Source organism: Stenotrophomonas lactitubi (assembly GCF_002803515.1).
Classification (GTDB): domain Bacteria; phylum Pseudomonadota; class Gammaproteobacteria; order Xanthomonadales; family Xanthomonadaceae; genus Stenotrophomonas; species Stenotrophomonas lactitubi.
Genome location: NZ_PHQX01000001.1, coordinates 22,433 through 34,419, shown reverse-complemented (window position 1 = coordinate 34,419; position 11,987 = coordinate 22,433). Strand labels below are relative to the sequence as shown.

Sequence of the window (11,987 nt, the reverse complement as noted above, 5' to 3'; positions counted from 1 at the left end):
CGTGATTTACTGCGGTGTATTGCCGAACGGCGCGCAGGGACAGAAAACCGAGCGCGTGCGCCGTGCGGTTACTGCGGGATGAACAGATTTGAAACGGGGGTCAAGTGTTAACGGCATCTTTGCGAATCGTCAAGAGTTTGACGCAGCAAAAGCCATTGCCGTGAAGCAGTTCACTGTTTCACTTGTTTATGTACGTATTTTGTTAGGCATGCGTGAGGGAATCCTCACATATGAAACCGTATGTAACTGATGGACAGCACAGGAGTTTCCGTATTCAAAAAGAAAAACCCGCCGGTTTCCCGGCGGGTTTCCATACGCGATGGCATCGTCAGCTGCGCAACGCGTGTGCGATCAGCCGCACCACACCCGTGCGTTGCGGAACATGCGCATCCACGGTGAATCGCCCTGCCACTCGGACGGGGCCCAGCTCAGGTTGAGCGCGCGCGGGGTGCGCTCCGGGTGCGGCATCATGATGGTCACCCGGCCGTCGGTGCTGGTCAGGCCGGTGATGCCGTCCGGCGAGCCGTTCGGATTCAGCGGGTAGTGGCTGGCGACGTTGCCGTTGCCGTCGATGTAGCGCAACGCGACACGGGCTGTGGCCTGGTCGACGGCGTTGTCGAACACCGCCTGGCCTTCGCCATGCGCCACCGCCACCGGCAGCCGCGAACCGGCCATGCCACGCAGCAGGATCGACGGCGACTCCACCACTTCCAGCAGCGCGGTGCGGGCTTCGAACTGCTCGCTGGCGTTGCGGCGGAACTGCGGCCAGTGCTCGGCACCGGGGATGATGTCCTTCAGCTGGCTCATCATCTGGCAGCCGTTGCACACGCCCAGGGCGAAGCTGTCCTCACGCGCGAAGAACGCGGCGAAGGCATCGCGCAGCGCAGTGCGCTCGAGGATCGAGGTCGCCCAGCCGCGGCCGGCACCGAGCACGTCGCCGTAGCTGAAGCCGCCGCAGGCGACCAGGCCGGTGAAGTCCTGCAGCGCCACGCGGCCTTCGATGAGGTCGCTCATGTGCACGTCGAATGCGCGGAAGCCGGCACGTTCGAAGGCGTTGGCCATTTCAATCTGGCCGTTGACGCCCTGTTCGCGCAGGATCGCAACGCGCGGACGCGCCCCGGTCTGCACGAACGGTGCGGCGACATCCTCATTGGGATCGAAGCTCAACTTCGGCTTCAGGCCCGGCGCGGTGAAGGCGCGGGCGATCTCGCGCTCGGCATCGGCGTTGGCCGGATTGTCGCGGCGCTTCTGCATGGCGTGGGTCACCGACCACCAGGCGTCGAACAACGCTTCCCAGCGCCATTCGGCCAGCGAGTCACCGCCCAGCGACACCCGCACCACCGGCGCGGTGGTCGGCTTGGCGATGCGCTGCGCGCACTCGGTCAGCGCGTGGCGCTCGACCAGGTCGGCGAACGCGGCGCGGTCTTCGCGGGCGATCTGCACAACGGCGCCCAGTTCTTCATTGAACAGGCTGCGGAACGGATCATCGCCCCAGGCGTCGAGGGTGATGTCCAGGCCCAGGCGCGAGGTGAAGGCCATTTCGCACAGCGCGGCGAACGCACCACCGTCGCTGCGGTCGTGGTACGCGCGCAGCAGGCCGGCCTGGCGTGCATCGCGGATCAGTTCGAAGAAGCCACGCAGGCGCTGCGGGTCGTCCAGGTCCGGGGCGGCACCGGCGAACGCCGGCAGGTCGCCATGGTCGGCGTGCACCTGGGCCAGGATCGAACCGCCAAGGCGCTGCTTGCCGGCACCGAGGCCGATCAACCACAGCTCGCTGTCGATATCGCGGTCCAGCAGCGGGGTCAGCTGCTGACGCGCATCGGCCACCGGCGCGAACGCGGTGATCACCAGCGACACCGGCGACACGCTCTTGTGCGCCTCGCCCTGGTCGTGCCACTGCGCCTGCATCGACAGCGAGTCCTTGCCCACCGGGATGCTGATGTCCAGCTGCGGGCACAGTTCCATGCCCACCGCCTTCACCGCGTCGTACAGCAGCGCGTCTTCGCCCGGGTGGCCGGCCGCGGCCATCCAGTTCGCCGACAGCTTGATTTCATCCAGCGCATCGACCGGGGCCGCGCACAGGTTGGTCAGTGCTTCGCCAACGGCCATGCGGGCCGAAGCAGCCGCGTCCAGCAGCGCCAGCGGCGTGCGTTCGCCCAGTGCCATCGCCTCGCCGGCCACGCCGTCGAAGTCGGCCAGGGTGATCGCCACGTCGGCCACCGGCAGCTGCCACGGGCCGACCATCTGCTCGCGTGCGGTCAGGCCGCCCACACTGCGGTCGCCGATGGTGACCAGGAAGTTCTTGGAGGCTACGGTCGGGTGCGCGAGCACGCGCAGACCGGCTTCCTGCAGATCCATGCCACCGGTCTTCAGCGCCGGCCAGCGCGGTGCCGGCGGGTGCGCGGTATCGCGGTGCATCTTCGGCGGCTTGCCGAACAGCACGTCCATCGGCAGGTCGATCGGCGCATCGGCCGGGATGTTGCCCGGCACGGCGCCATAGGCCACCACCAGGTGTTCGGCTGCGGTGGCGACACCGACCGCAGCGAACGGGCAGCGCTCGCGCGCGCACAGCGCCGCGAATTCGGCCAGGCGCTCCTGCGCCACACCGAGCACGTAGCGCTCCTGCGACTCGTTGCACCACAGCTGCATCGGCGACAGCGACGGATCGTCGGTGGGCACCTTGCCCAGGTCGATGATGCCGCCCACGCCGGAATCGTGCAGCAGTTCGGGAATGGCGTTGGACAGGCCACCTGCACCGACGTCATGGAAGAACTTGATCGGGTTGTTGGCACCCATCGCCACGCAGCGGTCGATGACCTCCTGGCAGCGACGCTCCATTTCCGGGTTGTCGCGCTGCACGCTGGCGAAGTCCAGATCCTCGGCGCTTTCACCGGAGGCGACCGAACTGGCGGCACCGCCGCCGAGGCCGATCAGCATCGCCGGGCCGCCGAGCACGATCACGGCATCGCCGTCCTGCAGCAGGATCTTGTCGACCTGCACGCGGTCGATGGCACCGAGGCCACCGGCCAGCATGATCGGCTTGTCGTAGGCGCGTACCAGGTCGGCGCCTTCCGGCAGTTCGAAGCTGCGGAAGTAGCCGAGCAGGGCCGGGCGGCCGAATTCATTGTTGAACGCAGCGCCGCCGAGCGGGCCGTCGGTCATGATTTCCAGCGCCGGCGCCATGCGCGGGTTCAGCGCACGCGGCGCTTCCCACGGCTGCGGCAGCTCGGGAATGCGCAGGTGCGAGACCGAGAAACCACTCAGGCCAGCCTTCGGCTTGCCACCACGACCGGTTGCACCTTCGTCGCGGATTTCACCACCGGCGCCGGTCGACGCGCCCGGGAACGGCGCGATCGCGGTCGGGTGGTTGTGCGTTTCCACCTTGATCTGGAACGCGCTGGGCACCTGCGGTTCGCGGCGGTACTCGCCGCTGGCCGGGTCCGGGCGATAGCGCGAGGCCGGGTGGCCTTCGATCACCGCCGCATTGTCGCTGTACGCGCTGAGCGTGTGCTGCGGCGTCTGCTGGTGGGTGTTCTTGATCATCCGGAACAGCGAGCGGTCCTGCTCCTGGCCGTCGATGGTCCAGCTGGCATTGAAGATCTTGTGCCGGCAGTGCTCGGAATTGGCCTGCGCGAACATCATCAGTTCCACGTCCGACGGCGACCGGCCCAGCGCGGTGAAGCGTTCGCGCAGGTAGTCGATCTCGTCCTGCGCCATGGCCAGGCCGAGGCGCTGGTTGGCGGCCTCCAGCTGGTCCACCGGCACGCGCTCCAGTTCGCCACGGGCCGGGGTCGAGAACAGGGACTGGCCCTGATCGACGGTCTCCAGCACCGACTGCGTCATCGGGTCGTGCAGCACCTTGATCAATGCCTGCTGGGCGGCGGCATCGGCCGGCCATCCCAGTACGTCGATGCGCAGGCCACGCTCGACCCGGCTCACCGGCTGGCCGGCACCGCGGACCAGTTCGCTGGCCTTGCTCGACCACGGCGACAGCGTGCCCAGGCGCGGCACCACGATGCGGCTGACCGCACCGTCAGCGACCGCCTCGGACTGCGGACGGGCTTCCAGGATGCGGCACAGGGTATCGACGTCGGGGGCGGCAGTGCCCTCGGCCTGCACGAAGTAGACGTGCCAGGCACCGCTGATGCGCAGGGAGGGAGCGATGGACTGCAGGCGGGATTCAAGACGTTCGCGGCGGAACGGCGACAGGGCGGGCGCGCCCTCGAGGACCATCATGTCCGGGGAACCGTAGTTGGGAAACGGGCCCGACATTGTACCGGAAGCGGGGGTAGGCTTCGGCCGGGCGGCGCCCGGCACCCGCAGAGGCCAGAGCGCAGGCAACGGCAACGGCCAAAGCCAAAGCGGGCATTCCGTGGGATGGCGGGGCGGGTCCGGTTGCGGGGGACGCCGTAAACCCGTCCCTGGGGGCTTGGCCGCGGCATCCATGCCGCGGACACCCCCGCAACCGGACCCACCCCGCCTTCGACAGTTTCCTGCTGCTGTTGGTAGGTGTCGACCTTGGTCGACACGGTAGATCCACGCCATGCGTGGATGCTTCCGGTAGTGCCGGCCGCTCGCCGGCAACCAAGGAATGCCTGGAATCAAACGCCTGAGAGCGAAGCGATCGGCGTTTGATTTTGATTTTTTGTTCGTCTTTCGTGGCTGGCGCCCGCATGAACCTGTCGGGGGCCGGGTGGGTGGGGTCAGGCGGGGTGTCCGCGGCATGGATGCCGCGGCCAAGCCCCCAGGGATGGGTTCACGGCGTCCCCGCGTGACCCCACCCGCCCGGCCCAACCCCGGAACCTGCTCTAGATGCCAACCACGAAGGGGCTCCGCCGATGGCTGCCGACCGCGCGCCAGCGCCGCGCTCGCCCAAATCCCCGAACCATGCGCTCGCTCACGGATTGACCACGCAATTGATGACAACGTTGTCCCTACCTGGCGCCGGACTCTCTCCCCGGCCCACCAGGTACCTCCGTCCGCCCCCTCCGTCGCCTTCCCGGGCGATGTCCGGACCCTGCGTTACGTGCGGCGCCGTCGTGGCCCGTGCGCCAACCATCGATCGGAGACACACCATGTACGACCCGCTTGTGCAGAGTGCCGATGTACGCAGTGCCCACCCTTCCCTTCAACGCTGTCGCCCGCGCCGTCTGGCCTGGCTGCTGGCCCTCGCCGGGGCCGTTGCCCTGCCCGGCCTGGCCCAGGCCGCCAGCTGTGCCGGCGTGGCCGAATGGGACCAGGCCAAGATCTACCGGAGTGGCGATACCCTGCAGAAAGGAGGCGTCCTCTACCGGGCGAACCAGGACATCTGGAACGCACCGCCGGACCATCCGGCCGGGGCGCCCTACTACACCAACCTCGGCGCCTGCGACGGCAGCGGCGCCAACCAGCCGCCGGTGGTCAGCCTGACCTCGCCGGCCAACGGCGCCACTTTCAGCGCCGGCAGCACGGTCAATGTGACCGCCAATGCCAGCGATGCGGACGGCAGCGTCAGCAAGGTCGAGTTCTTCCGCGACGGCAGTTCGCTGGGCGTCGACACCAGCGCGCCGTACAGCGCCAGCTGGGCCAACGCCAGCGCCGGCAGCCATACCCTGCGCGCGGTCGCCACCGACAACAACAACGCCACCGCCAGCACCGCGACCATCACCATCACCGTCAACGCGGCCAGTGGCGATACCACCGCACCCAGCGTGCCCGGCGGCCTGGCCGTGGGCACCCGCACCGCCAACAGCATCGCGCTCAGCTGGAGTCCCTCCACCGACAACACCGGAGGCAGCGGCCTGGCCGGCTACGACGTGTACCGCAACGGCAGCCTGGTCGGTTCACCGTCCAGCGCCAGCTATGTCGATGGCGGGCTGACCGCCTCCACCAGCTACAGCTACCGCGTGCGCGCCCGCGACAACGCCGGCAATGCCTCCGCACAGGGCACGGCGGTGACCGCCAGCACCCTGGCCGGCGACGGTGGCACCACCGGCAAGCGGGTCATCGGCTACTTCACCCAGTGGGGCATCTATGGCCGCAACTACCGGGTCAAGAACATCGACAGCAGCGGTTCGGCCGCGCGCCTGACCCACATCAACTACGCCTTCGGCAACGTGCGCAACAACCGCTGCGAAGTGGGCATCACCCAGGCGTCGGACCCGAACAGCGGTGCCGGTGGCGATGCCTTCGCCGACTACAGCAAGGCCTTCGGTGCCGGCGAAAGCGTGAGCGGCAGCGCCGATACGTGGGACCAGCCGCTGCGTGGCAACTGGAACCAGCTCAAGCAGCTCAAGGCCAAGTACCCGGGCATGAAGGTGCTGATCTCGCTGGGTGGCTGGACCTGGTCGCGCGGCTTCTCCAGCGCGGCGCAGCCGGCCAACCGCCAGGCCTTCGTCGCCTCGTGCATCGACGCCTACATCAAGGGCAACCTGCCGGTGACCGACGGCGCCGGTGGCCCGGGGGCAGCACTGGGCGTGTTCGACGGTATCGACATCGACTGGGAATACCCGGTGGCCTGCGGTATCGCCTGCGGCACGCCCGAGGACAATGCCAACTTCACCGCGCTGATGGCCGAGTTCCGTCGCCAGCTCGATGCGGTGCGTCCGGGCCTGCTGCTGACGGTGGCGGTCGGCGCCGGCATCGACAAGATCCGCGTCACCGATCCGGCCGCGTACCACCCGTACCTGGACTACATCAACGTGATGACCTACGACTTCCACGGCGCGTGGGATGCGAAGACCAATCACCAGTCGGCGCTGTTCGATTCGCCGAGTGATCCGTCCACCGGCGACCAGAAGCTGTACAACAGCAACGATGCCATCGAGGCCTTCATCAGCCGCGGTGTTCCCGCCGCCAAGCTCAACCTGGGCATCGGCTATTACGGGCGCGGCTGGACCGGGGTGACCAACGCCAACAACGGCCTGTACCAGAGCGCCACCGGTGCGGCACCGGGCACCTACGAGGCCGGCATCGAAGACTGGAAGGTGCTGAAGAACCTGGCGTGGCAGGGCTATACCGACAATACCGCCGGGGCCACCTGGATCTACAACGGCAGCACGCTGTGGAGCTTCGATACCCCGGCCAACATCACCCGCAAGATGGGCTACGTGAAGACCCAGGGACTGGGCGGTGCGTTTGTCTGGGAGTTCAGCGGCGACGACGCGCAGGGCACGCTGACCAAGGCGGTCAGTGATGGCTTGAAGTAGGAAAAAGGCCGGGGACGCACTACGTCCCCGGCCTCGTTCGCGTTGCCACATCCGCCGGGCATGGCCCGGCGCTACCCGCCCATCCACGGTAGCGCCGGGCCATGCCCGGCGGCGTTTCGGTCAGCGCTTGGCCGACAGCTTCTCCAGCGCGGCACGCAGCTGCGCCGGCGGCAGGTAGCCGCCGAGCTGGGTGCCATCCGGCGCGAAGATGGCCGGCGTACCGTTCACCCCCAGCTGCTGGCCCAGGGCGTACTGCATGGCCACCGGGTTGGTGCAGTTCTTCGCGGCCACCGTGCCACCACGCTTGGCATTGGTCAGGGCCTGGCGACGATCGGCCGCGCACCAGACCGAGATCATGTCGGTGTAATCCTTGCTGCCCAGCCCCATGCGCGGGAACGCCAGGTATTCAACGGTGATGCCGTTGCGGTTGAGCTCGGCGATGTCCTGGTGCAGCTTGCGGCAGTAGCCGCATTCGATATCGGTGAACACGCTGATGGTGTATTTCGCGTTCGGCGCGGCGAACACGATGCGGTCACCATGATTGGCCTTGGCCAGCAGGTCGCGACGGTAGCCCAGCAGGCCTTCGCTGTTGGCCGGGCTCTTGGCGCGGGTGTCGTAGGGCTGCGACTGGAACAGGTAGCGGCCGTCGTCGGAGACGTACAGCAGCTGGCCGGAGACCACCACTTCACGGAAGCCAGGGAAGGGCGCGGCGCCGATGTAATCCACCTGGAAGCCGGGGTTGAGCTCGGTCAGTGCCTTGCGCACGGCCTGCTCGGCCGGAGCATTGGCGGTGGCGGCAGGACCGGCCTTGGCTGCCGCTGCGGCGGGCGCCTTTGCGGCGGGCGGGGCGGGCTGGGCGCAGGCACTCAGGCTGAGCGCGCCGAACACGGCGGCGATGGCGAATCGGAGCATGGAGCAGTCCGCAGCAGAAAGAAGACTTCGGATTCTGACACAGCCATCCTGAGCGGTCCGCGATGCCGCGCACAGGCCCGGCAGGGGTTCAGCCGTGGGCTCAGCCGCGTGGATGATGGCGGGCGTGCAGTTTCTGCAGGTGTTCGCGTGCGACCAGCGTGTAGATCTGGGTAGTGGACAGTGAGCTGTGGCCCAACAGCATCTGCAGCGCGCGCAGATCGGCGCCACGGTTCAGCAGGTGGGTGGCGAAACTGTGCCGCAGGCCATGCGGACTGATCCGCGCTGGGTCGATGCCGGCCACCGCCGCATAACGCTTGACGAGGTGCCAGAACGCCTGGCGGGTCAAGCCATGCAGGGCCGGTTCGATGAACAAGGGCGTCTGCCCGTCGGCCAGCGCCTGCACCTTGCCCTTGCCCACCAGTTGCGGTCGCGACTGCTGCAGGTAACGTTCCAGCCAGTACTGCGACTCCTCGCCCAGCGGCACCAGGCGCTCCTTGCTGCCCTTGCCGGTCACCCGCAGCACCCCCTGGCGCAGGTTCACCGCCGTGGCAGGCAGCAGCACCAGCTCGCTCACGCGCAGCCCGGCGGCATACATCAGTTCCAGCATGGCGCGGTCGCGCAGGCCGAGCGGACTGTCGATATCCGGCGCCGCCAGCAGCGCATCGATCTGGCTCTCGGCCAGCGCCTTGGGCAGCAGCCGTGGCAGCTTCGGCGGATCGAGCAGTGCACTGGGATCTTCACTGCGTTCGCCACGCCGCACAGCGTCGGCAAAGAACGCGCGCAGCGCCGACAGCAAGCGCGCGTTGCTGCGCGGCGACCAGTTGTGACGGGTGCGCCATGCCAGGTAATCGAACAGGCCGGCACGTTCAACACCGGCCAGCCCCCCGTCGCGTCCATCACACCAGCGCGCCAGGCCTTCGAGGTCGCGGCGGTAGCTGTCCAGCGTGGCACGGGCCAGGCCGTGCTCGGCCCAGATCGCGTCGAGGAAACGCAGGATGCGCTGGCTGTCCTCGCCGCGCAGCTCGGGCAGTTGCTGGACCAGCTGACGACGTTCGGCGGGAGTGGAAGTGGCGGCCATGCACGCAGGATACGAGGCCAACTGCGGGCACGGCCAGCATTGCGTATGCTCGGCACATGTCGAGCCCCGCCACCGATGCGGCCCACGTCGCCGCTGATACGCCCCGCCCGCGCGCGCTGCTGCTGTGGCGCCTGCTGGCGATGATCTATGACGCGTTGCCGGTGCTGGCCTTGTGGATGCTGGCCGGCACCGTGTTCACCCTGGCCTATACCTTCAGCGGCCATGCGCAGCGCGACAACATCGCGCCTTTCAGCGCTTGGCAATGGCTGCTGTGGGCAGTGTGCTGGGGCTTGACCGGGTGGTATGCCACCGCCAGCTGGCGGCGCGGCGGGCAGACACTGGGCATGCGCCCGTGGCGCTTGAAGCTGGAATCACGCGATGGCACGCCGTTGCGACGCGGCCAGCTGTGGCTGCGGTTTGCGGTGGGCACGCTGTCGTTGCTGCTGGGCGGAGTGGGCTTCTGGTGGGCGCTGGTGGATCGCCAGCGGCTGACCTGGCACGACCGCGCGAGCGCCACGCGGCTGCGGCGGATGCCGAAGCGCTGACCTGTGCTGGCAGCGCCGGGCAGGGCCCGGCGCCACCGGAATCAGCCCGATTTGCGCCGGAACAACAATCCGGACACCGCCAGCATCACGATCGGCGGCAGCGCGTAGGCAATGCGGTAGTCGAACTTCAGCGCGCCGGCCATGCGACCGAAGAACAGCTGCAGCAGCCAGAACGCCAGCGCGAACAGGATGCCCAGGAACAGGCGCTTGCCCATGCCGCCACTGCGCAGCGAACCGAACGCGAACGGCACCGCCGCCAGGCACAGCGCCAGCACATTCAACGGATAGAACCAGCGGCTCCAGTACACATCCTCATAGTCGCGTGCATCCAGGCCGTTGCGCTCGCGGTAGGCGATGCTGGTGCTCAGCTCGGACACGCTGAGGTTGCGCGGCTTGGCGATGCCGGTGGCCAGGGCTCCGGCGTCCAGCTTGGAATTCCACGGCTCACGGGCCACTTCCTGGCGCGTTGCCGAGCGCTCGCCGAAGGTGTCGCGGCGCACGCCGGTCAGCACCCAGCCGTCCTTGTCATGCTCGGCGGTGGCGGCATGGGTCAGCGTGCCGACCCGCCCGTCCTCGTTGATCCTGTAGAGGCGCACGTCACGCAGGATCAGCCGGGTGCCCTTTTCGCCCACCAGCTGTTCTTCGCCCGTCTGTGCGTTGAGGAAGGTGTCACCCTCGCGCGCCCACAGGCCGGAGTAACGCGCCACCGCCATGTCGGTGCCCCACTTGGCACTCATCTTCAGCGAATCGGCGCGGTTCTGGCCCCAGGGCCCCAGGGTCTCGGCACTGATCACCATCAGCCCGGTCAGCAGCGACAGCGCGATCGCCACCGACACGCTCAGGCGCTTGCGCGACAGGCCCAGCGCGCGCAGCGCGGTCAGCTCCGAGGTCGCGGCCAGCTGGCCCAGGCCCATCAGCGCGCCGATCACCGCTGCGGTCGGGAACATCGTGTAGGCCCGGCGCGGCACGGTGTACAGCACCCAGGCTGCCGCATGGCCCAGCGAATAGCCGTTCTTGCCGATGTCCTTGAACTCGCCGGAGAAGGCCATCAGCACGTCCAGGCCGACCAGCACCGCCCAGGTCAGCAGCACGGTACCCAGCACTGCCCGGCCCAGGTACAGGTCGAAACGCATCGGTCGCAGCATCATGCGCGGGCTCCCTTCGGGCGGGCCATGCGGCCATCACGCGCGTACATCCAGATCGCCAGTGCCAGCAGCGGCAGGGTCAGCCACCACAGGCCAAGCGCCGACGGAATCTGGCCGTTGGCAATCCAGCCGCTGCCGATGAACATCATGTTGGTGCCGACCATGTAGGCCAGCAGGGCCAGCATCATCCGGCCGTAGCGCTGCTGGCGCGGCGAACTGCGGCCCAGCGGCACGGTCAGCAGGGCGAAGGCCAGCGCGATCAGCGGCGGGGCCAGGCGGCGGTGCAGCTGTGCCTGCGCCTCGGGACGCTTGTCGCCGAACAGCGCGGTGGTCGGCATCAGTTCGGGATCATCACTCTTGCGGGCCTCGCTGCCGTCGGGCAGCGCCACGTCGTTGCGGGCGAAAGTCGCCAGACGGTAATCCAGCGCACCAGCCGCCGGCCCTTCCAACTGGTGGCCATCATCCAGTTCCAGGAAGCGCTGGCGGGCGCCTTCGAAGTACATGCGACCGCTGGCGGCGGACACCACTTCAAGGCGATCCTCCTTCTGCCGCTGCAGGAACACCCGGCCCAGCTGGCTGCCATCGGGGGAGATGGAGGCGACATAGACCACGCCACCATTGGGCAGCGGAGTGAACCGGCCCGGCTCCAGGCCGGCCATCAGCACGCTGCGGTTGGCGTCCTGGATCATCTGTTCGGCGGTGCGCTGGGCCCAGGGCCCCAGCCACAGCGAACAGGCGCCGACCACCGCAATCACCGGCAGCACCAGCAGCAGCAGGGGCTTGAGCAGGCGTTTGGGGCCGACACCGATGGCGGTGATGACCGCCATTTCCGAGTCGCGGTAGAGGCGGGCGATGGCCAGCAGCAGGCCCAGCATCAGTGCCAGCGGCAGGATCAGCGGCATGTAGACGATGAACTGCAGGCCCAGCTGCGAGAACAGCAGCTTGGCCGGCAGCCGCCCGTCGGCGATGTTGCCGAGGATGTCCACCAGCACGCCGCCCACGCTGACCACCAGCAGGACGATCAGGGTAGCCAGGAAACTCTGGACGAAATCGCCCAATAGATAGCGGTCGAGCTTCAACATGGGGCGGTGGTTTAAACTCTCAGGTTCGTTCGCGGTGC

General features: G+C 68.1%; 7 protein-coding genes. 2 read left to right on the top strand and 5 right to left on the bottom strand.

The window, feature by feature from the left end; translation table 11 throughout:
* Positions 1–351 precede the first annotated feature (351 nt).
* Positions 352–4,236 (bottom strand): phosphoribosylformylglycinamidine synthase, encoded by a 3,885-nt coding sequence (purL, locus tag CR156_RS00145; RefSeq protein ID WP_100551520.1) that lies wholly within the window; start codon positions 4,234–4,236, stop codon positions 352–354.
* A gap of 839 nt (positions 4,237–5,075) precedes the next feature.
* On the opposite strand from purL, the gene CR156_RS00140 reads away from it, so the two are divergent.
* Complete coding sequence (locus CR156_RS00140) at positions 5,076–7,187, top strand: glycosyl hydrolase family 18 protein (protein WP_100551519.1); 2,112 nt, start codon at positions 5,076–5,078, stop codon at positions 7,185–7,187.
* A 120-nt stretch (positions 7,188–7,307) separates the two neighbouring features.
* Here CR156_RS00140 and CR156_RS00135 read toward each other — a convergent pair whose 3' ends face one another.
* Positions 7,308–8,099 (bottom strand): thioredoxin fold domain-containing protein, encoded by a 792-nt coding sequence (locus CR156_RS00135; RefSeq protein WP_032977259.1) that lies wholly within the window; start codon positions 8,097–8,099, stop codon positions 7,308–7,310.
* Positions 8,100–8,199: 100 nt separating this feature from the next.
* Positions 8,200–9,177: a site-specific tyrosine recombinase XerD gene (xerD, locus tag CR156_RS00130; RefSeq protein ID WP_100551518.1), complete on the bottom strand. Its 978-nt coding sequence runs from the start codon at positions 9,175–9,177 to the stop codon at positions 8,200–8,202.
* 56 nt (positions 9,178–9,233) lie between these two features.
* Here xerD and CR156_RS00125 point away from each other — a divergent pair, with 56 nt between their 5' ends.
* Positions 9,234–9,722, top strand: coding sequence for an RDD family protein (locus CR156_RS00125; protein ID WP_100551517.1), 489 nt, complete (start codon positions 9,234–9,236; stop codon positions 9,720–9,722).
* A gap of 41 nt (positions 9,723–9,763) precedes the next feature.
* Here the strand turns inward: CR156_RS00125 and lptG are convergent, their stop codons facing one another.
* Together lptG and lptF are read right to left on the bottom strand one after the other, a co-directional pair.
* Positions 9,764–10,870 carry an LPS export ABC transporter permease LptG gene (lptG, locus tag CR156_RS00120; protein ID WP_099820361.1) on the bottom strand — a complete coding sequence of 369 codons (1,107 nt, stop codon included), beginning with the start codon at positions 10,868–10,870 and terminating at the stop codon, positions 9,764–9,766.
* Entirely contained in the window at positions 10,867–11,949 is a 1,083-nt protein-coding gene (gene lptF / locus CR156_RS00115) for an LPS export ABC transporter permease LptF (RefSeq protein ID WP_100551516.1), read from the bottom strand. The genes lptG and lptF overlap by 4 nt, the downstream gene beginning before the upstream one ends.
* Between the last annotated feature and the right edge of the window lie 38 nt (positions 11,950–11,987).

Coding starts and splice junctions, on each gene's coding strand:
- purL (WP_100551520.1), bottom strand. CDS start 4,236: ATGATGGTCCTCGAGGGCGCGCCCGCCCTGTCGCCGTTCCGCCGCGAA.
- CR156_RS00140 (WP_100551519.1), top strand. CDS start 5,076: ATGTACGACCCGCTTGTGCAGAGTGCCGATGTACGCAGTGCCCACCCT.
- CR156_RS00135 (WP_032977259.1), bottom strand. CDS start 8,099: ATGCTCCGATTCGCCATCGCCGCCGTGTTCGGCGCGCTCAGCCTGAGT.
- xerD (WP_100551518.1), bottom strand. CDS start 9,177: ATGGCCGCCACTTCCACTCCCGCCGAACGTCGTCAGCTGGTCCAGCAA.
- CR156_RS00125 (WP_100551517.1), top strand. CDS start 9,234: ATGTCGAGCCCCGCCACCGATGCGGCCCACGTCGCCGCTGATACGCCC.
- lptG (WP_099820361.1), bottom strand. CDS start 10,870: ATGATGCTGCGACCGATGCGTTTCGACCTGTACCTGGGCCGGGCAGTG.
- lptF (WP_100551516.1), bottom strand. CDS start 11,949: ATGTTGAAGCTCGACCGCTATCTATTGGGCGATTTCGTCCAGAGTTTC.